The following is a 24,080-nucleotide window of genomic DNA, read 5'->3' on the forward strand; positions in this document are numbered from 1 at the left end:
GACTATAATTCAGCTTTTTTCATGCTTCAAAAACCGGCTCAGATCCCCATAAATAATTTTGTCGGAAAATTTCAACTGCTTCTGCGCTTCTTCGCGCATGGGCTCGCATCGAGCCGGATCTGTTTTTGCCTCGTCCGATATGCTGTAGCACTTGTTCCCTGTGAAAACGTAACGGTCCGTAACAAAGCTCCCATCTCGCAGGACGGCCATTTGCTGCTTGTTCAAAGCAAACAAATCATGTCCGAAGCCAAGCCCCTGAACGGAGTCTTGACCGAGCAGATGAAGTATTGTCGGTTTAAGGTCGATTTGGCCGGAAACGGTACTAATTGTTCTCCCTTTTACTCCGGGGATGTGAATAATAAGCGGAACCCGCTGCAGCTGTTCATGGTCCAGAGCGGTGAGCTTTTCTTTCCCCAGAAATTTAGCCATCGCTTTGCCGTGCTTCCTCGCTATCCCATAGTGGTCCCCGTAAAGAATAAAAACAGAGTTATCGTACAATCCCGCGGTCTTAATCGCTTTGAAAAAATCCTTTAAAGCCTCATCCATATACCGGACTGTATTGAAGTAGTGGTTTAACGTCTTTGAATTCGCGTCAAATGGCGGAAGCAGCCTATCCTCTTTCTTAAGCGTAAAAGGATGATGATTGGTCAGCGTGATCAGCTTGGCGTAGAAAGGCTGCGGCAGTGCGCGCAGTTTACCCACCGATTGCTCGAAGAAAGGAATGTCCTTAAGCCCCCACCCGACGGAGTTTTCTTCATCGATGTTATAATCCTCCGCTGAATAGAACCGCTCATAGCCCATAGTTTCATACATCTGGTCGCGATTCCAGAATGTCCTGTTGTTGCCGTGCAGTACGACTGGATAGTAGCCGGTTTCCTTGAGCTGCTTCGGCAGCGAATGAAACGTGTTCTGGGCATGGGTGAAGAATACCGCCCCGCTCGGCAGCGGATAGAGCATCGTATCGATCAGAAATTCGGCGTCCGAGGTTTTGCCATGGCCCGTCTGGTGGTAGAACCGGTCGAAATAAAAGCTGTCCTTCGCCAGCCCGTTCAGGAAAGGCGTAATTTCCTCCCCGCCTATTTTCTTGTCCAGCACGAAGCTTTGCAGCGATTCGAGTGAAATCAGGAACACATTTCGCCCTTTGGCAAGCCCGAACATTACAGGGTCGACCCGGTCGCGCCGGCCGGAGGCCAGATAAGCTTTCACTACAGCCACATCCTTGCTGCCCGCGGCCACGGTTCTGGCTTTCATCCTCGCGCTGTTGACCGTATCGTAGACGAGATAATTGAAGGCGCCGATGCTTCTCACAACGAGCTGACGGTCGAACGTGCGGCTGAACAATCCGGGTCGAAGCTTCTCCGCTGCGTCCAAATTGAACAAAAGCAGTGAAACGGCAGCCGCAAGCATGCAGAGGATGTGCAGCCTGCGGATCACGGCACGGCGGCTGCCGCCGCCCTTCACCAGGATGATCAGGGCTGCCGTGTCGGCGAATACAAGAAAATCCGACGGACGCAGGAGGTCGGCTATACTGCCCCACACTTGTCCGATTTGCGTAGAACGGAGCAGTACCGGCAGGGTAATGAAATCATTGAAAAACCGGTAATACAGCACATTAGCCAGCAGGAGGATCCCCGAGCTCACGCTCACAATAATAATTGCGATATGCCAGCGGCTTCTCAGAAACACCAGGCTTAGACCAAGCATAATCAATATGGAGCTGAGCGGGCTAATGAAGAGAATAAGTTCCTGATACCAGCCGGAGACCGGAAGCTCAAAGTAATAACGGTGCGTGAAGTACGTTTTCAGCCAAATCATCAGCACTGCCAAATATAATAAGGCATGCCTGCGGGCACAGCCTCTTACATCCGGTATGTATTTCAACTTGTACTCACCCCCCTCTGAAACAACTAGCCTTTAGGCTTAGCACTTTTTCACAAAATATGCAGGTCTCTTTTCGGGCAGTATATTAATGGATCGTTAGTCAGAATACGGAGGAACCATGAATCAAGCAACGCGGCCGACCGCTGAATCTAAAGCTATAGCATTTGCATTGCTGCTGCTGGCCATTTATGTATCGCCGCTGTTTATTCTGGGCGAGGACGCCCATATCCGGGTGCACGATAATTTGGATTCGAATATTGCCTGGTACAAGGTGCTTGTCCAAAGCGGAGAATGGTTCGGTAATGTGAATGCCGCCATCCCGCAGATTATTGACGGCCTGCCGCGCAATGCGTTCGGCACGGAATTTAGCGGTATTGTGCTGCTTCACGCATTGTTCCCTACGATGCTGGCGTACGCGCTTAGCCAGACAATTACGCGCATCCTTGCGTTTATCGGCATGTATCTGCTTCTGAGGGCGCACTTCGTTAAGGAGCCTGAGGCATGGCCGATCCGCGTTTTTGTTGCGGCCGCCTTCGCCCTTACCCCGTTCTGGCCGTCGGGCATGCTCAGCACGCTTGGACATCCGCTAGCATTATGGGCTTTCCTCAACATCCGCGCTCGCCGTCATTCATGGCGGGAGTGGGTCACCCTCGGCCTTTTGCCGCTGTATGCGAGTATTGTGCTCGGCTTTTTCTTCTTCCTGGCTGGCGTTCTTCTGCTCTGGCTCCGCGATCTGATTGTCAAACGCGACTTAAATCCGGTGTTTCTCGGCAGCATCGCCTTTATGTCCGGAATTTTCCTGCTGATTGAATACAGGCTCGTCTATTCCCTGCTGCTGCACGAAACGACAAGCCGGAACGAGTTTGTCTCCTCGCGTTTAGGCTTCGGCCACAGCGTCAGACTGACATTCAAAAATTTCATTTTCGGACATCACCATGCGGCCACAATCCATACCTTTGTCATACTGCCGGTAACGTTATTGGTCTTGCTCCTGATCTTGGGGCGAAGAAACAGGGACTGGACGGAGCGTGCGTTTCTCCTTCTTCTCGGCATTAACCTCGCGCTGTCGGCCTGGTATGCGTTCTGGTTTCACAAGGCATGGCAGCCGCTCAAGGAACAGATCAGCCTGCTGAACACGTTCAATTTCGCGCGGTTTCATTTTCTTCGTCCATTGGTCATCTACACCGGGTTCGCGCTTGGTTGTTTGATCTTATGGAGACTTGGCCGCACCGGCAGACGGACTGTCATTGTATCACTCTGCCTTCAAATCGCGGTTCTATTTATGTCAAACGACGAGATCGTCTACCGTAAGCTGAACGCTCCGACCTTCAGACAATTTTACGCCGTTAATCAATTCGCCGACATACGGGAAGCAATCGGGATGCCGGTGAACGAATACAGGGTAGCCAGCATCGGTCTGCACCCGGCCGTCGCCCAGTATAACGGGTTTTACACGCTCGACACGTACAATAACTTCTATCCGCTTTCATACAAACACCGGTTTCGTAAAATAATAGCAAAGGAATTAAACAAGAACGCCGCGCTGAAGACGTATTTCGATACGTGGGGCGGCAGGTGCTACATATTCGTGGATGAACTGGGCAAGAAATTCGATTACCGGAAAACCTCGAAGAAAAAGATCCGCCACTTGCAGCTCAACATGAAACAATTCAAGAAGATGGGCGGCAGGTATCTGTTCTCCTCCATTCCGATAATGAATCCTTGCGCGAACCGGCTGCGGCTGCTGAATGTATTCGACGACCCCGATTCCGCTTGGCGCATCTATGTATACGAAGCGTTATAACACTGGCTGGAAGGGTGGCTGCTCACAATGAAACGACCGGTACTGACCATTGTCGTCCCCTGCTGTAACGAGGAGGAAGTGCTTGCGCGGACATTCCGGGAACTGCGCGGGGTTCTCGGTCATCTGATACGGGAGCAGCTCGTTGCGGCTGCCAGCAAGCTGTTGTTTGTGGATGACGGAAGTAAGGACCGCACATGGTCCATGATTATAGCGGAGCATTCCGCCCATCCGGAAATTACCGGTTTGAAGCTGGCGAGAAATGTCGGGCACCAGAAAGCGCTGCTGGCAGGCCTGGAAGCCGCCGCCGCCCGTTCAGACTGCGTCATATCGATCGATGCCGATCTGCAGGATGATATCGGCGTCATTCGTGATTTCGTGCTCAAGTTTCATGAAGGCTTCGATATCGTTTATGGGGTGCGCGCAAGCCGTAAAACCGACACCTGGTTTAAACGCACGTCGGCGCTCTGTTTTTACCGAATCATGTCCCGGCTCGGCATTCAATTGATCCCGAACCATGCGGATTTCAGGCTGATGTCAAAGCGGGCGGTAGCTGAATTGTGCCGTTACGGCGAGACGAATCTGTTCCTGAGGGGGATAGTCCCCTTAATCGGCTATACGGCGACGAACGTTTATTATGACCGCAAGGAGCGTTTTGCCGGACAGTCCAAATACAGCTTAAGAAAAATGCTCTCGTTTGCCTTCGACGGCATCGCCTCCTTCAGCGTGGCGCCGATTCGTTTCGTAACGTCTCTCGGTTTTATTTTACTCGCCGTAAGTATCGGAGCCGGCGCTTATGCTCTTACTCAGAAGTGGCTCGGACAAACGAAAACGGGCTGGACCTCGCTTATGATCTCCATTTGGTTCCTTGGGGGTCTGCAGCTGCTGGGGATAGGCATAATTGGAGAATATATCGGCAAAATTTTTATCGAGGTCAAATGCAGGCCCAAATATGCGGTCGAAATCGATTTGTATTCGTCCGTGTCCGAGCCCGTTATCCGTGCGACAGCTTCAGAATCCAGTCTTTAATATCGACAGCGCGAAGTGTTTTGGGCCTGGTATTCGTTCCGGAAATGATTAATGGAACAAGCGAGTCCAGTTCATGAAGCGAACCGTGCGCCCCTCCGCCGTCGTGGGTAGGGGAGCTTTCGCCGACGATTTCATACCCGGGCTTTGATGTAACGACGACATATTTCCCTTCGTGGGAATGCACGGAGCCGTATAACCTCGCCAGTACGTCAGGATACCTGCCGTACTTGATGCGGTTGTTCACTATCGAAATATCCACGAGGCCGGAGTCGCCCGATAAGGTCCACGATTGCCCATATTCATCCGCGTATTTTCCGCCGGGACGATAAACAAACGTTTTACCGTTTTTCCCTGCGGTCACAAGAATCCCTTTATCCTCTTTCATGGCGATAATATCGAGCTTGTCCTCCTTCTGGAGCAGCTCCACAATCTCGGATAGCTCCAGCTTGGCATCTATCGAATATATATAGGCCATCCGTTCGTTAGCGGCGATTACGATCTGGTCCCCGGCTGTTACAGGCCGGTTTAATTGTGCGATCTTGTACCTGTTCAAATGAGGCCTCAAATCCACGATGGATTCGTGCCGGTCTTCGTATACATAGCTCTGCGCACTGTCTCCCAGGATGATCCATGCGGCATTCTTCAAAGCCAGTTCCCATGAACCGTAAGCGTTAAGCACGTCCTGCAGCGCTTGATCGGCTTTCTCGATGCCGCCGAGCTCAGTCGGGCCTTTTCTGTGGAGGGTATTATCATTTTCCGGAAAATAAGTAATGGTAACGTTCGGCAGTTTATTCTGTTTAATAAGAAAAGCGGTCTCTTGTGCGGAAAACTCGTCGTTCATTCCGTATTTGTCCCAGGCCCTGGTATTCCGGATATTCTTCGGGTCCTGCTGCGCAAGCGCCGCATAAGAAAGCCATTTGGGTCCCGTTACTCTGACCTGCCCCGGTAAGCGAGTGGTGGCCGCTAAAGTCGGCGGCACAATCAAGGTATGCTCCGTTTTACCTCTGAAAACGACGGCATTGATCGAGGCCGACTCCATTCCTCTTTCAGCTAGTTCTTCATGTATCGTTTTGACGTTTTTGCTCAATTGAACCTGATTTAACTGATAAACCGCGTCGACAAATACTTGCAGCTGGTCGATTTTCAGCGCTTCCTTGGCGCCGTTCCCGTAGAAGACCATGCGCTTGTCTTTTCCGTTGTACCACACAAGCCCCGGTACATGATGACGGTCCGCATACGTCCCGGTTAATATTGTGCTGTCTATCGTAACGGACATGGTCGGAAACGAACTGACGACATGCGGAAAATACCGCCCGTTATTAATCAAAAACTTCAATGCGGGAGCACGGCCTTCCCCAATCGCTTTGCGCAATGGCTTGTCCATTAAAGAATCGAGGATGATTAAGACGACAGGCTTGGGCTTTCCATTGTTTGTAATCTCCGACTTGACCTTCAGGTGATTGATCCGCTGGCCGGGTTCCGCCCTGCAGCCTGTAACAAGCAAGCTCAGACACAGCATCAGCATGATGGCGTTTTTATTTTTCACTGTCATTGACTACCTCTTCTTTAATACTTTTTCCGGTTAGTTTTTCCGATAGTCAGCTAAAATATTTCATATGAAAAGCCGTCATATGCCATCAGCCGCAGAGCGGTGATCATGCCTGTCTCAGTGCTGCCGCATTCAAAAAATAAAGGTGAAGAGAGAGTCTCTCTTCACCCTTGGAGTGATAAATCACTCCCGGTTTTGTACTCGCCCGGTTCTGACTCCGAAGCGGCCGTTCTTAGCGCTTTCTGGGTTTGAGAACTATGATTTTTTTAAACTTCTTGATTTTTTCGAAGACAAGGATGACCTTTTTCACCTTCAAATTTTTCTTCGAGCTGTATCCCATGTGATAACCTCCTTACTTTGTGAAGTAGTACAACTTATGCCGTACTGCCGGGTTTTGTTTGGACAAACTTCCCAGTATGTCCAAAAAGGGGCAAAGTCATCTGAGCCGGCGTCACGGCCTCCTTGGGACGCCCGGCGCCCTCCCCATTCGTCTAAAATAGAGATGAATCTTCATTAGTCTGCTGCGCGCTTACATGATAAACTTATTACTATCTCTCATCAGTGGAGGCGGCGCAATGAACGATTCCAACGAACCTCCGGCCGATTCCTCACCCGCCCCGGCTGATCATTCATGGCGTAATGTACTCTGGATAATGGCTGTCGTTCAGGGACTCGTAATGATGGCTTTTACGAGCTCCGGACCGTTTCTTGCTCTCTTTATCGAGCAGCTCGGCGTACATGACTTGCGCCAGGTGGCTGTTTGGGCCGGTGTCATTTCCAGCTCGAACTTCCTCATTTCCGCGATTGTTTCACCCATGTGGGGAGCGGTCGCCGACCGTAAAGGCCGCAAGCTGATGGTCATGCGTTCAACGCTGGCCATCTCTGTCTTCACCTTCGTCATGGGCTTCACGCAGTCCGTATGGCAGCTCCTGGCGGTAAGGATGCTGCAGGGAGCGTTCAGCGGATTCTCGGGAGCGGCGAACGCTCTTGTGGCAACTCGAATTCCGGAGGATCGTCTGGGCTTCGCCCTTGGCTGGCTGGCATCGGCAGGTATGATCGGCTCGCTGCTCGGGCCGATGGCAGGCGGCCTTATGGTTGACTACGTACACAGCTATCGTGTTGTATTTTTCCTCACGGGCGCATTCGCGATGACGGCATTCATTATAACGGCGCTGTTCATCAAAGAAGGTCCTATCGACGCATCAAGCCGCCCTGCCCGCCCGAAGCTCTCGCTGATCCAGCAGTTCCGCTCAGCCCGCGAGCTGACGGCGCTGTACTCGATGTTTCCGGTCCTGTTTCTCGCTCAGTTCTCGGTGATGAGCATCCAGCCGGTTTTACCGCTCTACATGAAAGAGCTGACGGGCAGTACCGCCTATCTGGGCACGATAGCGGGCTTTGCCTTCTCCGTAACCGGACTTGCGGATCTGATCGCCTCTCCCTTTCTTGGGAAAAGAAGCGATAAGCTCGGCTACCGCCGCGTGCTGACAATCTGCATGACAGGGGCGGGACTCTTCTTCCTTCCGCAGGCTTTCGCTCCGAATATTTGGGTATTCATCGCCTCGCGCTTCGGCCTTGGCCTGTTCATCGGCGGCATCCTGCCGACAGCCAATGCGCTGGTTGCGCGGCTGACCCCGGCAAGCGAGCGCGGCCGGGTATTCGGCTTCACCGCAAGCGCCACGTTTCTCGGCAGCTTCGCCGGGCCGCTGCTCGGCGGCGTCGGCTCCGCCGCATTCGGCATCCCCAGCATGCTGGTCGCGGTCTGCGGGCTCTATATTATTAATATGATCTGGGTAAAACTTCGCGTGAAGGATCCGCAATAGCCTATGCCGGGGAAGCCCCGCTTCAAGAACATAGGGGCGGTCGCTGTGGCGAGAAAAATTTGTTCTGAATCGGACAACTAAAGAAAGGATGATCGAGCTGCCGGCATATCCGGCGGCCTTTCTGCGCTAACGAGCAGGATTATTAAACCATTTGTGGAATTGATATAATGATAATAATCGTTTTCTTATTACAAAGGAGTGAGGGCATTGAATCTGTTCGATCATTGCGTTGATAACACGTTAGGCTCGGAATTGAAGTGGCTGAACGAGCCTGCCACTTGGAGCTTTAAACAGGATGGTTCCTTAGAGGTGATTGCGCCCCCTAAGTCGGATTTCTTTATAGACCCGTCAGGAAAATCCACGAGGTCATCCGCCCCGTTCCTCTATAAGCAAGTCAAAGGGGATTTCCAGGTGGAAACAAGGTTGTCCGTGGAAATGAAGGACCCTTATGACTCAGGATGCTTGATGATCATGTCGGATGAATCCCACTGGGCGAAACTCTGTTTCGAGTTTTTCGAGAACACGCCCACCATTATAAGCGTCGTCACCAACCCCACTTCGGATGATTGTATCTCGTGCAAAGTGGAAGTGCGCGATCCCTTTCTAAAAATAGTGAGAACAGGAAATTGCTTTTCATTCTATTACTCGGAGGATGGGGAAAAATGGGAAACCATTCGATATTTTGGGCTGGATTGCTCCATGGACATCAAGGTGGGCGTTGTTGCGCAATCCCCAACCAGTGATGAAGGTTGTCGAATCACATATTCTCATTTGGTTATGAATCAACCCAATAAAGTCAATGAGCCGGTCTGAGACGAACGCGAAAGATAACGGAATAAAGACACAACGGGATTTAAGCATGAACTCCGGGTATAGGTGAGATGGCACTACTGGCCGACTTCGGAAGGGCAGCCGGCACTAACGATAGACGAGCTCCCGCTCGAATGGTTTTATTCCGACGGTGTGCTGCTCGATTTCAGCGCAAAGCCGCCAGGTTACGAGATCACAACGGATGACCTTATCGCCGAGCTGGGGCGGATCGGATACACGCTCAAACCGTTTGATATTGTTCTCATCCGGTGCGATGCGGACAAGCGGCTTTACCATGAACATTATGCGTTCCTTCACGCAGGGGTGTCGGCCGAAGCGACGCGCTGGCTGCTGAATCAGGGCATCAAGGTGGTCGGAACCGATGGCTGGGGCTGGGATATACCGCTCAACCTGCAAGCCGAATCATACAGACAAGACCCGCGGGATGACGTCCTATGGGCCGCGCACTTTGTCGGGAAGGACCACGAATACTGCCAGATCGAGAAGCTGGCCAATTTGGACCAAATTCCACGGCCATTCGGCTTTAAAGTCTGCTGCTTTCCGGTGAAAGTGGAAAAAGCAAGCGGAGGTTGGGCCCGTCCGGTCGCCATAGTGGAGGAATAAGCATATACATCAGCCGGCCCTCCAGCCACTCCCTTCATCGCTGTTAGTTTGAGGAGTTGACTATAATGACTGAAAAACACATTTTATTAATTGGTGACGATCACTCGGGAGCCTGGCATCCTCTCGAGCCTGTGCGGCAGGAGTTAGAACAGATTTTGGCAGGGGAATTTCAATTGACGGTAACGAAGAATTATGATGACTTATCGTCTCTTGATACCATTCAGTATGCGGCTTGCATCTCTTATGCGGATATCTGGACACGAGCTCTTACGTCGGAGCAAATTGCCGGTTTGCTGAAATTCGTGGCGGGCGGTGGTGGTTTGCTTGCCATTCATAACGGTATCTCGTTGGCAGGCAGCTACGAGCTGCTGCAGGTGATGGGTGCCAGGTTTGTCACTCACCCCCCTTACCAATCGCTGCACTTTTATCGAACAATGAAGGAGCATCCGCTGCTTCAAGGGGTGGAAGACTTCAGCATCGATGAGGAACCGTACCAGTTTGAATTCGATCCGTTCACACCCCGTACGGTATTTCTCGAATACGAATACAACGGGGAAAGATGGCCATCTGCGTGGGAACACAATTATGGTTTAGGTAAGGTGGTCTACCTGCATCCTGGTCACTCTGCCAATGCTTTCAGATCAGATGCTATCAAACGGCTCATACTAAACAGCGTTCGCTTGGCCAGCGGGCATTGATGTTGGCTATTCTTCGTCCCGAAAGAGCTCCTTCAGCATCCGGTGCCGGTTATTTAAAAATTGCCGCGTCAGAGTAAAATGCTCCGTTTCCTCCAACGTGACCGCTTCAATCCCATTTGAAGAAAACTGATAGATGATGGCATCGGGATATGCCATAAGAATAGGCGAGTGTGTGGAAATAATAAATTGCGAGTGCTTTAAGACAAGTTCATGGACCCTTGATAACATGGACAGCTGACGAAATGGGGAGAGCGCGGCCTCTGGCTCGTCCATCATATACAGTCCGTTGCCCCTTAAGCGGTTCATGAATGCAGCAAAGAAGGATTCCCCGTGAGATTGCTCATGAAGAGAGCGGCCTCCGAAGCTGTCGATTATTTTGGAACCTGATGATGGGTCCCGGTCCAATTCCTCAATATTGCTGGCAAGATTATAGTAGCTTTCGGCACGGAAGAAAAAACCGTCCTTCGGTTTACGTATACCACGCACTAAGCGGAGATATTGGTGGAGCTCGGAATGAGAGGCAAAGGTGGAAAATGAGAAATTCAGACTTCCGCCTTCGGGATTGAAACCCCAAGCAACCGCCAGCGCTTCCAGAAAAGTGGACTTGCCCGCACCGTTCTCCCCTACGATGTAAGTAACTTTCGGATGAAGAGGAAGGGTGTCCATTTCGCGAATTGAGCCCAGATTAAATGGATATCGGTCGAAATCGGGAACATCGTTCCTCAGCAGCTCTACGGACCTTATGTATGATGTAGGATTAAAATGGCTCATCTTAAGTTAATCCCCTTTATTCCGGATAGTTTTATTATAGCCTTGTCCCGGCATGACAACAAAATAGCTCATCCAAAACTGGATGAGCTTCATGAAAAGTATGGATTCGAGCGCCTTTAACCGTTCACTCCTTCACAGCGCCTATAGTCAGGCCTTGAACGAAATATCGCTGGAAGAACGGGTAAGCCAGGATGATCGGACCGGTTGCCAGCACGACCATTGCCATGCGGGACGTTTCCTGCGGCATTTTCTGAATAATGCCTGCATTCAAGGACGCGTTGCTGGAGTTCTGCATAATGAACTGCATGCTGCTTTCAATTCTCATAAGCATCGATTGCAGCGGTACCAGATTGGGATCGTCGATATAGAGGAGCGCATTGAACCAATCGTTCCAATAACCCAGCGTGTTGAACAGCGCAATTGTCGCAAGACCAGGCAGAGACAGCGGAAGCACAAGGCGGATGAAGGTCTGGAACTCCCCCGCTCCGTCTATTCGCCCCGACTCGATGATGGCATCCGGGACCATCGTGATGAAGAACGTGCGCATGATCAGGATGTAGAAGGCGTTGACCGTCATCGGCAGTATAAGCGCCCATATGTTGTTCTGCAGGTGGAGAAGCTGAGTAACGACGATATAAGTCGGCACCAGACCGCCGTTAAAAAGCATCGTAAAGAAAGCCAGAAAGCTGAAAAATCGGCGGTACTTGAAATTTTTGCGGGAAATCGCATAGGCGTACAGCGTGATGAAAATCAAGCTGAGAATCGTGCCCATGACCGTGACGAAGATCGTTACGCCATAAGACCGCAGCATGGAATCCCCCGCTTCCGCGATATAGCGATAAGCATCGAGGCTCCATTGTTTCGGGATGATCCTGTAGCCGTTCCTGGCGAGCGTCCTTTCATCCGTAAAAGAGATAATCAAGACGAACAGAAAGGGAAAGACGCAGATGAACGCGAACGATGCCGCGATGACATTGAATACGACATTCGACACCGGAGACAACCGCTGGAAATCGCGGGTTCTGGTTTTGGTCCTCGGCATGACTGCTCCTCCTCTCCTCTCAAAACAATGCGTTATCTTTGTTGAATCTTCGTACGACGTAGTTGGACGTAATGACCAGCACGAATCCGACTAACGATTGGTATAAGCCGGCCGCCGTGGTCATGCCCATCTCACCGGTTGTTTTCAGTCCGCGGTAGACGTAGGTGTCAATAACATTTGTCATCGAATAGAGCATGCCCGAATCGCGCGGAACCTGGTAGAACAACCCGAAATCCGCGTAGAATATCCTGCCGATCGCAAGCAAGGTCAATATCGTCATCAGCGGGACAAGCATCGGAATCGTAATATGACGGATCTGATTCCATTTGCTTGCACCATCGATCATGGCCGCTTCGTACAAAGACTTGTCTATCCCCATGATGGCCGCCAAGTAAACGACGCTGCTGTAGCCTACCAGCTTCCACATGTTTACGAAAATAAGGATATACGGCCAATACCCCGGGCTGGCATACCAGTTGATCCGCTCGACGCCGAAATAAGCCAGAATCTGGTTCAGCAGTCCCTTGTCCATACTAAGGAAGCTGAAGACGAAATAACCGACGATGACCCAGGATAGAAAATATGGCATGAAAATGGCCGTTTGATACAATTTCGACAACCGCTTGTTGACGATTTCGACCAGGATGACAGCCAGAGCCACGGATAATACCAACCCCAGGACGATAAACGCGACATTATAGAGAACGGTATTGCGTGTAATCACATACGCGTCGTCGGTGCTGAACAGAAATTTGAAGTTATCCAGCCCGACCCATCTGCTGTCCAATATGCTCGCCAGAAATCCGTCCTGACTGTACCGGTATTCTTTGAAGGCGATAACGGTCCCCGCCATCGGCAAATAGGAAAAGATAAGGAACCATACCGTTCCGGGAAGCACCATGAAGAGCATGGCTTTATTCTTCACTATATCCTTCAACAAGCGCCCAGGCATGTTCATTGCAGGTCCTCTCCCTTCCGAAGGTTAAGGAGAAGGGCATATACACCCCTCCCCCGCTTCCCCGAAATGTTTATTTCTTCGACGCTCTCCATTCATCGAGCTGACGCTGCGCTTCCGCGATGATCTTGTCAAGACCTGCCGCCTTGAACTTCTCGATCGCTTTGGGAAGGTATTCGTCAGGATCCACAGTTCCCGTCATCAGAGCAGGCCAGAACTCTCCTTTTACGTTCTGAACGGCGGCGAGCTCGCCTGTCACCTTCGAGCTGTCGAAATTAAAGCCAAGCGTCGGCGCCGGCTTGCCTTCCGCATTGAATTTCTTGAACTGCTCCCATTTATCGTCGGGATCGCCTGGATTCAAGTAAGTCAGCATGATATTCCCGAGCGAGAATGTCGGCATATCGTAGTTTTTGGCTTCCGGCAGATTCTCCATCCGGTTTGCCCCGGTTTTCTTGTAATGTACGCCCTCGATCCCGGAGTCGACCATGTTGCGCAGAACCGGATCGGTGTTGAGCAGGTTCAGGAACTGCATCGCTTTGTCAGGATGCTTCGAGTTTGCCGAGATCGCTTGCATGGATCCCATAACCGACCAATTGAATATGACCGAGTCGCTGGCCGGCGTCGAGACGATCGGATACCCGTAGCTTTGGGACCACAGGTTGTCCGCGAACGGCTGGGTCGCGGCGCGGTCGAGGAACCAATTGCCCGATTTCTGCACGTCGTCAAGCGAGGTCGTGGTCGCCGCCTCCGGCGAGACGTAGCCGGCTTTATAGTAGCTGTGCATCGTCTTCAGCGCTTGCTTCATTTCCGGCGTTTCCAGCACGTCGACAACCTTGTAGTCCTTCGTGTCCAGGCTTACAGCCATCGGAAGGCTTTGGATAATATAGTCGTATGGCACGACAGGCATATAGTCTTTGTTGATCGCGAACGGGATCACATCCGGCTCTTTATCTTTAATCGTCTTCAGCAGCGGCTCCAGGCTTTCAAGCGATTTCACGCCTTTAATATCCAGCTTGTATTTATCGACGAGGTTTTTGTTGAACCTCCATACCTCCTGCGCCGGAAGCTCCTTATTGGCCGGAATGCCATAATTGTTTCCATCGATTTTGGAGCCTTCGAGAAACGCGGGGTCAAGCGCCTTCACGATGCCTTGACCGTACTGCTTGAGCAGATCATTGATTGGCGCGAACGCGCCTTTTCTTGCGTTCTGGACATAATCAAACGCCCACGAGCTGGTGAAGAGAATATCCATCGGCGTCCCGGAGGCGGTTAATACTTTCATTTTCTGGTCGTAATCGCCCCAGTCCAGCATGACCATTTTGACGGTGACGCCGATTTTTGAAGCCGTGTATTTACTTACCTCTGCCATCACTTTGTCCACGCCTTTCTGCGGCGTGCCGATCGTGTACCAGGTCAACTGGACAGGTTCATTCGACTTTCCGGCGTTTCCTGTAGTGTCCGTCTTCCCGCCGGCGCCGTTATCCGCGTTTTTGCTGCCGCAGGCGCCGAGTACCATCGCAACAGAAATAATCAGCACAAGGGCAAGCGCCAAGCCTCTTCTCGATCTTGTCATCCGTCATACCTCCCAATTGATACTGCCTTCTCTGCCATCCGTAATGGCGTTGTCTTAACAGTACCCTATGAAAACACTTACAAATAGAGAAAAAACTAAATAAATGATGTTCAAAATAAAGATAAACGTCTGGTTTGTGAAAGAGCTGCCCAATGAGGGAGCATCGGTCCAGTCCCGAAAGACCCGCGCGCCCATACCATTTTCCCGGCTGCCGCTGTTCATTTCGTGTCTTTCCGGAACTTTAGAACCATATTTGCGAATTTCGCCCAAATATCTTTGCTTCTGTGCTATCTTAAAGATGTAATGGCCATTACAAATTTCTTACAACGAGGAGGAATATGATGAAACGCAAATGGCTTGCTGTTGTAACCGCTGTCATTATGATAACCGCTTCATTCGCTGCGAATGCTTCTGCCGCAGGCTTGCCGTCCGGAGACCATTATACGCTGAATATTATCGGGGTGCCTCACAATAAAAAGGCGCCTATGGATAATAGCGGCGGCTCGAAAATATTTGTTCCCTTGTATGGAGATGCTAAAATTTGGCTGAAGGAAGGCGAATTCAAAGTACTCGATGCAAACGGTACCGATGAGGACGGAGCCGCTTATCAACTGCCGAACCCCGATCCTGAAAACGACGGAACTACCGAGTATTCCGTTTATGTCCGCGCCTTGGGTAAACCGGGCGGCAGCGCAACCTTCAATACATGCGGAACCGATCCCGATACCGGCGATACCTATTGTTCCCAGGATAAATTGGTGGTAACGCGTACGGCAGGCACCAGCCCATGGGTTAACGGTTCCGGCTATTTATTGTACGTCTATGCGGATACGGATAACGACGGAGAACCGGAGCGTTACCCGCTGTTCGACGACAGATTTGAAAATTATTACTGGGACTACGATAACAACGGATTGAAAGTTGCCCAGCTGCGTTTCTACCAGGGAGTATCGACACAGGTTCAGTAACCTTTTCTGATTTTTTTAATCGAAAGAAGGCGGGCCCTGCCCACCTTCTTTTATTAAGCCTCAGCGATTCTTGGGACACTTAGCCAAAGCCTTTATAGTCGGTTGGCGAGATACCTACATATTTTTTGAACTGTTTATAGAAATAACCCGTTTCCCAATAGCCGACCTCTTTGGCGATATCCTGGACCTTCATGGTCGTCTCCCTCAGCAGCTTCTTTGCCCGTTCAATCCGGTACTTATTGATATAATCGGTGAACGACTCGTTTGTTTCCTTGTGAAATAATTGACCCAGATAAACCGGATGAATATTATATTGCTGCCCGAGTGATTTAAGCGACATATCTTCCGGGTAGTTCATTTGAATATGGTTCAAAATTTGAGTAATAATCGGACTTTTGTCAGACCGGACCAATTCGTCAACCGTCATGCCTGCCGTCTTCTTAACGGCGGCAATCAGCTGTTCGATATCAATCGCTTTCGCAGCCTGTTCGAATAGCGATTTGTACAGATTGCCGGCGTACGATTCAGAGCGCTTCAACTCCTTGAGCTGTATTTTCAGGTAAACCATGATCTCAAGGGCTAAACCGCGGAGAAGCTCCGGCGTAACGCCCTCCTGTACCTGCATCCGCCGCAGCTCGTCCTCTATCCGGCCTAACAGCCCAGCTTTATCTTTCGTCATCATCAGCCTGCCGTAGTCGGACCAATCCACTTGGAGCTGCGGCTGCTGACCGCGCCAGTCCGGAAGGAGTGTTTCAGCATCGGCGGTGTCCGTGCGGCCGAGCATCAGAAAATATTCCTGCGCTCTTAGAGCCCGTTCGTAGCTTAGCCGTTCACCTTCCCCCAGCCGCTCAGCGGTGCCCAAGGAGATGCGGTACAAGAACGGCGTTTCTTTCCGCAGGCTTGCCAGGAAATCAAGCGCCTCCCGTTTGCACTCCAGCGGACAATCCGCCATAAATACAACGACATTGCGCCCTTCTATATCCGAGAAACAAACCGCGTTGTCCCTTCGTGTAATCCTTTGTTTGATCTCGGGTTTCAGCAAGCCGCTGCCGCCGTCCGTATCCAGGCATATAATCGCCGCAAGCATATAGGAGCCTTCAAGCCGGATATCCAATAAACGGACTCTGCCTGCGAGCTCGTCAGGAGCAATCCGCCCGGTAATCCAACGGTATAAAATATTGTCCCTCAATATATCGATCTCGTCTTCGGTATACCCGCCGTATAGCCCGGAACCATTCAGCTTCATGATCGTATTGGCAAGCGTGTCGTTAAGCTCTTTAAAGTTAACCGGTTTGAGCAGGTAATTCTCAATTCCGAGCGTCATGGCTTCCTTCAAATAATCGAATTCGTTGTAGCCGCTTAATATAATTACCTTCAGGCCGGGTTTGAACTCGCGCGCGGCGCGTATCAATTCGAGCCCGTTCATGAGAGGCATCGTAATGTCTGTGATGAGAATATCGGCGGGCACTTCCCTCAGCAGCTCCAGCGCCTGCCTGCCGTTCTCCGCGCGGCCGGTGATTTCCAGTTCGTGTAAAGACCAGTCGACTGCATCGAACAACCCATCCAGTATAAAAGGTTCGTCATCGACAAGAAATGTCTTATACATCGCCGCTCTCTCCTTCTTCCGAGATTGGAAACCAGATAATAACCGTGGTACCCTTTAACGATTCGCTCTTCACTTCTATGCCGCAGCTTTCCCCGTACATCAGCTTTAATCTTTCATGTACGCTGCGAAGTCCAAGCGAGCTCTCCTCACCGCCGGTTTCGGGAAGGTGAAAGCTACGCAGTATCCGATCCAGCTTATCCTGAGGGATGCCGGTGCCATTATCGGATATCACAATACGGATTATTCCTTCTTCTTCGGCAGCACGCACGGAAATAACATTATCCGTCCTGTCCGCCTGTATTCCGTGAATGATATAGTTCTCGACAATCGGCTGAAGCGACATCTTTATTATCCTCCGGTCGGCCAGCTCGGGCTCATATTCGATATGATAGCTGAACTTGTCCTTATAGCGGATGCGGAACAGCTCCAAATACCGGCGGCAGTTCTCGGTCTCCTCCCGGAGCGTGACGACGGTCCGCTGCTGGACGAAGCTCTTAAACAAGACGGCCAGGCTGTAAATCATCTCGCTTACATCCGTGATGCCTTGAGAGATGGCTCTCATTCGGATCACTTCCAGCGTGTTATACAGAAAATGCGGGTTAATGCGGGCCTGCAGCGCAGTAAGCTCCGTATGCTTTTGCCTGATTTCCGCTTTATAGACGCGGTCGATATGACGGGTCAATTCGCCGAGCATTTTGTTAAAGCCGCGGGATATTTGTCCAAGCTCGTCATCCTTCGAGTCCTGGATCCGTACCGACATATCGCCGGTTTCCACCTTCCGCATCGAGCGGATGATTTTATTCGTCCGTTTCGCGTAATTAATGATAAACAATGAAGGGACAATGACCGCTATTAGAATACAAGCTGCGCTGATTATAATGATCAGCCTCTTCAGCGTTCGGTAGGAATCAGCGACTTCCCGCTTCGGGGCGATTCCCACCACGACATAGCCCAGATTGCTCGGCGTCAGCACTGAAATATATGAATCCTGCTCCAGCTTGCCCGACCCGGTTAACGTATTCAGCTTGTCCGCATACGGGTACACACTTCCGTAATACTTGTCTGAGGAATCGAAAACTACCTGCCCGTCCGATGCGAGTACAAGTATATAACCGTGGAGATCGCTGACAAAACTTGAAAGCGCATTCGAAATTCGTTCCGAATTGAAATAAACAATGAGCTGCCCGACGGTTTTTAATGTCCCTATGTCGGTAATGGCGCTTTGAACAGAATAAAGCCTCGGTTCCCGCTGTTTGATGGCCTTGCGTACCCATTCATTGGGAACCGAAACGCTGCCGCTCTGGAGCGCCATAGCATCGGGGATGAATGACCGGGAAGCATTCGTATCGATCAGCTTGGATATATTGCGTTGGCTGTTCACGTAGAGGAACTGCTTCTCCGCACTGTACAGAAGGATATTCTCGATATCCGGGTCATTCTCAATAATATTCCTGAAATAGTCCAGCCCGTCGGAGGAGCTGTTGACGTTGTTTGAGAATTGGTCGAGCGTGTGCTTCACGTAATCCTGGAAGGAGTGCTTCAGCAGGTAGGTCACATTATCCGAAAGCTGCGGGTCGCGATAAATATTTTGCAGCATTAATTGTACGGATTCGTATTTGCCGTTAATGTAGCGATTGACCCTTTCCATCGCGTTCTTCTGGTTGTTGAGCTCGCTTTGGACTATAGATTGGGACATGAAATAAAAAGTGAAATAGGAGAGCGTTACAATCGTGAGCACGGCAATTGCCGAGAAAATGAGAATCATCCTGACGAACAGATTGTTGCTGACATAATTCCGGTAAACTCTTCTGAGCGGCATAGCTGCCCCCTTCCCGACATCCGGCCTGCGAGTACGCTGCCTGAATGCCGATTAGAGCGAGTAATTTGGTGTGTCCCCATATATTAACTCCCGGACGGCTATTATTAAAGTGAGAAAATCCAAAGAAACCTTGTTTAAAATAAAGATACATGCCGGCGGAGGATACCTCGAAGGTGGATCGTGGATTTAGTGCATGCCGAGTAGTAGAATAAAAAGGCCGCGGCCTGTTTTCAGGCAGCGGCGCGAGAGAAAAATGATGACCACAAGACGAGAGATGATACGGCTTGTGTGTTAAGAACGAATTACGCATTTGTCCGCTTCGGTTGACTCCATGAGTTCCACACGGGAACTGGTGGTTCCTGCTCTGCCTAGTCCTTAAGCGCTTTAGCGGCGATATCCGTGCGGCAGTGCATACCATCGAAGTGGATGGCCGATACTGCTTCGTACGCTCTGGCACGCGCTTCGGCGATATCACGGCCGCGGCCGACGATGCCGAGAACCCGTCCGCCATTGGTAACAATTTGACCGTCCTGCTCGGACGTACCGGCATGGAATACAAGCGCGCCCTGTGCCTTGGCAGCTTCAAGGCCGGTAATGACCCGGCCTTTCGGATACGAGGCCGGATAGCCTTCGGATGCGGCGATAACGCATACCGCCGCTTCATCGCTCCATGAGATGTCCAGCTGGTCGAGGCGGCCGTTCAGCGCAGCCAAAATGATATCGACGAGATCGGTTTTGAGGCGCGGAAGAACGACCTGCGTCTCCGGATCGCCCAGGCGTGCGTTGAATTCGATCGTCTTCACGCCATCCTTTGTGATTATGAGTCCCGCGAACAGAAAGCCGCGGAACGGCCGGCCTTCGCTTACCATAGCTTTCGCAGTCGGCTTGATGATGTTCTCGATCGCGTCTTCGACAAGTGCCGGATCGATGTGCGGCAGCGGCGAGTATGTACCCATACCCCCGGTGTTCGGTCCTTTGTCGTTGTCGAACACCGGCTTATGGTCCTGTGCGGGTACCATGGCACGGACGGTTTCACCGTCGACAAAAGCCAGAATGGACATTTCTTGCCCTTCAAGGAACTCCTCGATTACAACACTGCCCCCAGACTCGCCGAAAACTTTTCCAACCATCATATTATGAAGCGCCTGCTCAGCCTCTTCGATCGTATACGCAACCGTAACACCCTTGCCTGCGGCAAGACCATCCGCTTTGACGACGATTGGAGCGGATTGCTCGCGCAAGTAAGCAAGTGCCGATTCGTAATCGGTGAACGTCTCATATTTAGCCGTCGGAATGCTGTACTTCTTGAGCAGGTTTTTCATGAATATCTTGCTGCCTTCTATTTCAGCAGCATTCTTACGGGGACCGAAAATCGGAATACCCTGCTCCTCGAACGGATCGACAATTCCTTCCGCAAGCGGATCGTCCGGACCGACAACGACCAGATCGATCTCATGATCGATTGTGAACTGAATCAGATCCGAGAACCGGTTAACCGGGATCGGCACGCATTCCGCCAGCTCCGCGATACCGGCATTGCCGGGAGCGCAGTATATCTTCTTTACTTTGTCGCTTTTGTTAAGCGCCCATACGATGGCGTGCTCGCGCCCGCCGCCGCCGATGACCATAATCCGCAATGGAAACCCTCCCCATAATCACTGAGCACAAAGCCTGTTTTTCATTCACCACAGAAGCCTCTATTAATGTTTAAAATGACGGACGCCCGTCAGCACCATCGCGATATTGTTCGCATTGGCCACCGCGATCGATTCCTCGTCCTTGATCGAGCCGCCCGGCTGAATGACAGCCGTAATGCCGGCTTTCGCGGCAAGCTCGAGCGTGTCGCCCATCGGGAAGAACGCATCGGATGCAAGCACTGCGCCTTGCGCTTTCTCTCCCGCCTGCTCGATTGCAATGCGGGCAGCGCCTACCCGGTTCATCTGGCCTGCGCCCACGCCGACGGTCATATTATCTGCTGCGAGCAGAATTGCGTTCGACTTCACATGCTTGACCACCTTCCAGCCGAAAAGCAGCTGCTTGAGCTCCTCGTCGGTCGGCTTGCGGTTCGTCACCACTTTGATGTCATCTGCAGACAAGCTGTGAACGTCGCTTTCCTGTACCAGCATGCCGCCGTCAACACTTGTTACGAGCCATTCCGGCTTGCGCTCCGCTGCCGCTTGCAGCTCTCCAAGCTTCATCAGGCGGATGTTTTTCTTCTTCGTCAGTACCTCCAGCGCTTCAGGGGTAAAGTCCGGCGCGATTATAATTTCCAGAAAAATCTCGCCGAGCAGCTGCGCCGTCTCGACTCCTATCGTCCGGTTCGCCGCCACGATGCCGCCGAAGATCGATGTCGGGTCCGCCGCGTATGCTTTTTGGTACGCTTCATGGATGTCTTTGCCGATGCCGACGCCGCAAGGATTCATATGCTTAACCGCAACTACGGCCGGCTCATTGAATTCCTTCACAATGGCAAGCGCCGCGTTCGCGTCGTTGATGTTGTTGTAGGACAGCTCTTTGCCGTGCAGCTGCTTCGCAGTTGTAATATTGCCTTCTGCTGCAAGGGGCTTGCGGTAGAAGGCCGCCTTCTGATGCGGGTTCTCTCCATATCGGAGATCCTGCACCTTCTCGTATGTGACGGTGTAGCGCTCAGGCAGAGGTTCGCCGCCGAGCTTTGATAAATAGTCGCCAATCAGCGCGTCATATGCTCCCGTGTGACGGAATACTTTGGCTGCCAGACGTTTGCGCGTATCAAGCGTCGTATCGCCCTGCGCCTTCACCTCTTCAAGGACTGTCCCGTAGTCGGCCGCGTCCACGACAACCGTAACGAATGCATGGTTCTTCGCCGCCGAGCGAAGCATCGTCGGACCGCCGATATCGATGTTTTCGATCGCGTCCTCGTACGTCACGTCCGGTTTGGCAATCGTTGCTGCGAATGGGTAAAGGTTAACGACAACGAGGTCGATATAGTCCAGTCCCAGTTCGTTCATCGCTTTCTGGTGCTCTTCATCGTCGCGCACCGCAAGCAGCCCGCTATGTACCGCCGGATGCAGCGTCTTTACGCGGCCGTCAAGAATTTCAGGAAATCCCGTCACGTCGGAAATACCGACAACCGGCACGCCTTCTTTCTCAAGCAGACTCGACGTTCCGCCGGTCGAAATAATTTGCACGCCAAGCCCCGCAAGCGCTCTTGAAAACTCGACTATGCCCGTTTTGTCCGACACACTGATTAATGCTCTCCGAATAGCCAAAAGTTTTACCTCCCGATTGTTGTTATGCGGCTCTGCCCCCGCCGCCTTGGTGCCAAGAATAAGTACATCCGCGACCTCTGCAATCTCAAGCCAGAAGTTCCGCGTTCTATTTAATACCCTTAAGGTTAGCTGTGCCTTAAATCACACAGAACGCTCATGTAGTTACGTCAGTGACACTATTTCTGCTATCTGCATTACAACTAACCGGGATGCTGGCTGCTTCTTAACCTGCTGTTACCGTAACATGCCTGCCGTTAATCGTAACTTTGCCCGCGGCGATGCGCTGAACGACCCAAGGGAGCAGCTCTTTTTCCGCCGCATGAATGCGCGGCGCAAGCGTCGCTTCCGTGTCGCCGTCCAGCACCTCAACCGTGCGCTGTGCAATAATCGGCCCGCTGTCCAGGCCGCCGTCCACAAAATGAACCGTGACCCCCGTTACCTTCACGCCGTAGTCCAGCGCCTGCTTAATCCCGTTAATCCCCGGGAACGAAGGCAGAAGTGCAGGATGCACATTTATCATCCGCCCGTAATAAGGCTCGACAAGAACGGGCGTAAGGATCCGCATATAGCCTGCAAGCACAATTAACTCGATGCCGCGCCGCGCAAGCTCGGCTAGAATCTCCATCTCGTATGCTTCCCGTGAAGAATACTCCTTCGGACGGAACAACATCGTATCAATTCCCGACTTCCGCGCGCGCTCCACGACCGGCGCTTCCGGCTTGTCACAAACAAGAAGCTCGAGGCTTGCGCCGTCGAGCCGTGCTTGTTTTGCCGCATCAGCAAGAGCTTGGAAATTGGTTCCCTGCCCCGATGCAAACACGGCCATACGTAAACCCGCCATTACACATCCGCTCCCGTAAAGGTTACGATGCGGCTTCCTTCTGTCACGCTGCCGATCCTGTACGCATCTTCCCCAAGCTCTTGGGCTATGCGCAGCGCTTCCTCCGCTTGATCGGCAGAGACGACGACGATCATGCCTACACCCATGTTGAATGTTGTAAACATGTCACGGTTTGTAATGCTGCCTTTTTCCTGCATCAGCTTGAAAATAGGCTGGATCGGCCAGGAGCCGTATTCCACATTGACGTTTACTCCTTCCGGCAGCACGCGCGGTATGTTCTCTATAAAGCCGCCTCCGGTAATGTGCGCCATACCTTTGACCGTTACCCGTTTGATCAGCTCGAGCGCCGACTTTACATAAATGCGCGTAGGCTCCAGTACGACGTCGCCAAGCTTCTTGCCTTCCAGCTCGGCAAGCGTGTCGTTCAGGCTATATCCGCCGCTCTCCAGCAGCAGCCGCCGAACAAGCGAGAAACCATTGCTGTGGATTCCGCTCGACGCAAGCCCGAGGACCACATCTCCCGGTGCAATCGTTGAACCGTCGATAATCTTCTTTTTATCAACGATACCTACGGTAAATCCAGCTATATCGTATTCATCGCTTTGATACATCCCGGGCATTTCCGCCGTTTCGCCGCCGATCAGCGCGCAGCCGGACTGCAGGCAGCCATCCGAGATTCCTTTGACAATCGCTTCGATTTTCTCGGGGACCACTTTGCCGCAAGCCAGATAATCCAGGAAGAACAGCGGCTCCGCACCTTGAACGACGATGTCGTTCACACACATGGCAACCGCGTCAATACCGATGGTATCGTGTTTATCCATGGCAAATGCGATTTTCAGCTTCGTGCCGACACCGTCGGTGCCCGAGACAAGAACCGGTTCTTCGTACTTGTCTTTGTTCAGTCCGAACAGCGCGCCGAAGCCGCCCAAATCGGTCAAAACTTCCGGCCGGAACGTTTTTTTCACGTGCTTCTTCATTCGTTCGACCGCTTCGTTTCCCGCCGCTATATCGACTCCGGCTTGTTTATACGCTTCTGCCACTT

At 51.7% G+C, this 24,080-nt stretch carries 18 protein-coding genes and 1 pseudogene; 7 read left to right on the forward strand and 12 right to left on the reverse strand.

The window, feature by feature from the left end; all coding sequences use genetic code 11:
* Positions 1-9 precede the first annotated feature (9 nt).
* Complete coding sequence (locus tag KZ483_RS26215; RefSeq protein ID WP_309568616.1) at positions 10-1,881, reverse strand: LTA synthase family protein; 1,872 nt, start codon at positions 1,879-1,881, stop codon at positions 10-12.
* Positions 1,882-1,999: 118 nt separating this feature from the next.
* Here KZ483_RS26215 and KZ483_RS26220 point away from each other — a divergent pair, with 118 nt between their 5' ends.
* Together KZ483_RS26220 and KZ483_RS26225 are read left to right on the forward strand one after the other, a co-directional pair.
* Complete coding sequence (locus KZ483_RS26220; protein WP_220350444.1) at positions 2,000-3,685, forward strand: DUF6044 family protein; 1,686 nt, start codon at positions 2,000-2,002, stop codon at positions 3,683-3,685.
* A gap of 27 nt (positions 3,686-3,712) precedes the next feature.
* On the forward strand, positions 3,713-4,711 hold the full coding sequence (locus tag KZ483_RS26225) for a glycosyltransferase family 2 protein (RefSeq protein WP_220350445.1): 999 nt from the start codon (positions 3,713-3,715) through the stop codon (positions 4,709-4,711).
* Here the strand turns inward: KZ483_RS26225 and KZ483_RS26230 are convergent.
* Positions 4,677-6,263 carry an alkaline phosphatase family protein gene (locus tag KZ483_RS26230; RefSeq protein WP_220350446.1) on the reverse strand — a complete coding sequence of 529 codons (1,587 nt, stop codon included), beginning with the start codon at positions 6,261-6,263 and terminating at the stop codon, positions 4,677-4,679. The genes KZ483_RS26225 and KZ483_RS26230 overlap by 35 nt on opposite strands.
* A gap of 572 nt (positions 6,264-6,835) precedes the next feature.
* Here KZ483_RS26230 and KZ483_RS26235 point away from each other — a divergent pair.
* The 4 genes and pseudogenes from KZ483_RS26235 (at position 6,836) to KZ483_RS26250 (ending at position 10,212) form a co-directional block, all read left to right on the forward strand.
* Positions 6,836-8,080 (forward strand): MFS transporter, encoded by a 1,245-nt coding sequence (locus tag KZ483_RS26235; RefSeq protein ID WP_258881437.1) that lies wholly within the window; start codon positions 6,836-6,838, stop codon positions 8,078-8,080.
* A gap of 207 nt (positions 8,081-8,287) precedes the next feature.
* The gene (locus tag KZ483_RS26240; RefSeq protein ID WP_220350447.1) at positions 8,288-8,893 is read left to right on the forward strand and encodes a DUF1349 domain-containing protein; all 606 of its coding nucleotides are present in this window, start codon (positions 8,288-8,290) and stop codon (positions 8,891-8,893) included.
* A gap of 69 nt (positions 8,894-8,962) precedes the next feature.
* Positions 8,963-9,514, forward strand: a pseudogene (locus tag KZ483_RS26245) (cyclase family protein); the annotation flags it as partial.
* A 65-nt stretch (positions 9,515-9,579) separates the two neighbouring features.
* Positions 9,580-10,212 (forward strand): ThuA domain-containing protein, encoded by a 633-nt coding sequence (locus KZ483_RS26250; RefSeq protein ID WP_220350448.1) that lies wholly within the window; start codon positions 9,580-9,582, stop codon positions 10,210-10,212.
* A gap of 6 nt (positions 10,213-10,218) precedes the next feature.
* Here the strand turns inward: KZ483_RS26250 and KZ483_RS26255 are convergent, their stop codons facing one another.
* The 4 genes from KZ483_RS26255 to KZ483_RS26270 form a co-directional block, all read right to left on the reverse strand.
* Positions 10,219-10,983, reverse strand: a complete 765-nt coding sequence (locus KZ483_RS26255) for an AAA family ATPase (RefSeq protein ID WP_220350449.1) — start codon at positions 10,981-10,983, stop codon at positions 10,219-10,221.
* A 124-nt stretch (positions 10,984-11,107) separates the two neighbouring features.
* A complete protein-coding gene (locus KZ483_RS26260) occupies positions 11,108-12,025 on the reverse strand; it encodes a carbohydrate ABC transporter permease (RefSeq protein ID WP_220350450.1) in 918 nt (305 codons plus the stop codon).
* Between the two features lie 19 nt (positions 12,026-12,044).
* Positions 12,045-12,983 (reverse strand): ABC transporter permease, encoded by a 939-nt coding sequence (locus KZ483_RS26265; protein WP_220350451.1) that lies wholly within the window; start codon positions 12,981-12,983, stop codon positions 12,045-12,047.
* 70 nt (positions 12,984-13,053) lie between these two features.
* Positions 13,054-14,553: an ABC transporter substrate-binding protein gene (locus KZ483_RS26270; RefSeq protein WP_220350452.1), complete on the reverse strand. Its 1,500-nt coding sequence runs from the start codon at positions 14,551-14,553 to the stop codon at positions 13,054-13,056.
* 338 nt (positions 14,554-14,891) lie between these two features.
* On the opposite strand from KZ483_RS26270, the gene KZ483_RS26275 reads away from it, so the two are divergent.
* Positions 14,892-15,521 carry a hypothetical protein gene (locus tag KZ483_RS26275; RefSeq protein WP_220350453.1) on the forward strand — a complete coding sequence of 210 codons (630 nt, stop codon included), beginning with the start codon at positions 14,892-14,894 and terminating at the stop codon, positions 15,519-15,521.
* A 79-nt stretch (positions 15,522-15,600) separates the two neighbouring features.
* Here KZ483_RS26275 and KZ483_RS26280 read toward each other — a convergent pair whose 3' ends face one another.
* The 6 genes from KZ483_RS26280 to purM form a co-directional block, all read right to left on the reverse strand.
* Positions 15,601-17,127, reverse strand: coding sequence for a response regulator transcription factor (locus tag KZ483_RS26280; RefSeq protein WP_220350454.1), 1,527 nt, complete (start codon positions 17,125-17,127; stop codon positions 15,601-15,603).
* Complete coding sequence (locus KZ483_RS26285; RefSeq protein WP_220350455.1) at positions 17,120-18,946, reverse strand: sensor histidine kinase; 1,827 nt, start codon at positions 18,944-18,946, stop codon at positions 17,120-17,122. Before KZ483_RS26285 ends, KZ483_RS26280 begins: the two co-directional genes overlap by 8 nt.
* 368 nt (positions 18,947-19,314) lie before the next feature.
* On the reverse strand, positions 19,315-20,583 hold the full coding sequence (gene purD / locus KZ483_RS26290; protein ID WP_220350456.1) for a phosphoribosylamine--glycine ligase: 1,269 nt from the start codon (positions 20,581-20,583) through the stop codon (positions 19,315-19,317).
* Positions 20,584-20,646: 63 nt separating this feature from the next.
* Positions 20,647-22,194: a bifunctional phosphoribosylaminoimidazolecarboxamide formyltransferase/IMP cyclohydrolase gene (gene purH, locus KZ483_RS26295; protein WP_220350457.1), complete on the reverse strand. Its 1,548-nt coding sequence runs from the start codon at positions 22,192-22,194 to the stop codon at positions 20,647-20,649.
* Positions 22,195-22,417: 223 nt separating this feature from the next.
* Positions 22,418-23,035, reverse strand: a complete 618-nt coding sequence (gene purN, locus KZ483_RS26300) for a phosphoribosylglycinamide formyltransferase (RefSeq protein WP_220350458.1) — start codon at positions 23,033-23,035, stop codon at positions 22,418-22,420.
* On the reverse strand, positions 23,035-24,078 hold the full coding sequence (gene purM / locus KZ483_RS26305; RefSeq protein WP_220350459.1) for a phosphoribosylformylglycinamidine cyclo-ligase: 1,044 nt from the start codon (positions 24,076-24,078) through the stop codon (positions 23,035-23,037). The genes purN and purM overlap by 1 nt, the downstream gene beginning before the upstream one ends.
* Between the last annotated feature and the right edge of the window lie 2 nt (positions 24,079-24,080).

It is taken from the genome of Paenibacillus sp. sptzw28 (assembly GCF_019550795.1).
GTDB lineage: Bacteria > Bacillota > Bacilli > Paenibacillales > Paenibacillaceae > Paenibacillus_Z.

What these genes read in the sequence shown, in the direction of transcription:
- KZ483_RS26220 (WP_220350444.1), top strand. Translation starts at nt 2,000, where the DNA reads ATGAATCAAGCAACGCGGCCGACCGCTGAATCTAAAGCTATAGCATTT.
- KZ483_RS26225 (WP_220350445.1), top strand. Translation starts at nt 3,713, where the DNA reads ATGAAACGACCGGTACTGACCATTGTCGTCCCCTGCTGTAACGAGGAG.
- KZ483_RS26230 (WP_220350446.1), bottom strand. Translation starts at nt 6,263, where the DNA reads ATGACAGTGAAAAATAAAAACGCCATCATGCTGATGCTGTGTCTGAGC.
- KZ483_RS26235 (WP_258881437.1), top strand. Translation starts at nt 6,836, where the DNA reads ATGAACGATTCCAACGAACCTCCGGCCGATTCCTCACCCGCCCCGGCT.
- KZ483_RS26250 (WP_220350448.1), top strand. Translation starts at nt 9,580, where the DNA reads ATGACTGAAAAACACATTTTATTAATTGGTGACGATCACTCGGGAGCC.
- KZ483_RS26255 (WP_220350449.1), bottom strand. Translation starts at nt 10,983, where the DNA reads ATGAGCCATTTTAATCCTACATCATACATAAGGTCCGTAGAGCTGCTG.
- KZ483_RS26260 (WP_220350450.1), bottom strand. Translation starts at nt 12,025, where the DNA reads ATGCCGAGGACCAAAACCAGAACCCGCGATTTCCAGCGGTTGTCTCCG.
- KZ483_RS26265 (WP_220350451.1), bottom strand. Translation starts at nt 12,983, where the DNA reads ATGAACATGCCTGGGCGCTTGTTGAAGGATATAGTGAAGAATAAAGCC.
- KZ483_RS26270 (WP_220350452.1), bottom strand. Translation starts at nt 14,553, where the DNA reads ATGACAAGATCGAGAAGAGGCTTGGCGCTTGCCCTTGTGCTGATTATT.
- KZ483_RS26275 (WP_220350453.1), top strand. Translation starts at nt 14,892, where the DNA reads ATGATGAAACGCAAATGGCTTGCTGTTGTAACCGCTGTCATTATGATA.
- KZ483_RS26280 (WP_220350454.1), bottom strand. Translation starts at nt 17,127, where the DNA reads ATGTATAAGACATTTCTTGTCGATGACGAACCTTTTATACTGGATGGG.
- KZ483_RS26285 (WP_220350455.1), bottom strand. Translation starts at nt 18,946, where the DNA reads ATGCCGCTCAGAAGAGTTTACCGGAATTATGTCAGCAACAATCTGTTC.
- purN (WP_220350458.1), bottom strand. Translation starts at nt 23,035, where the DNA reads ATGGCGGGTTTACGTATGGCCGTGTTTGCATCGGGGCAGGGAACCAAT.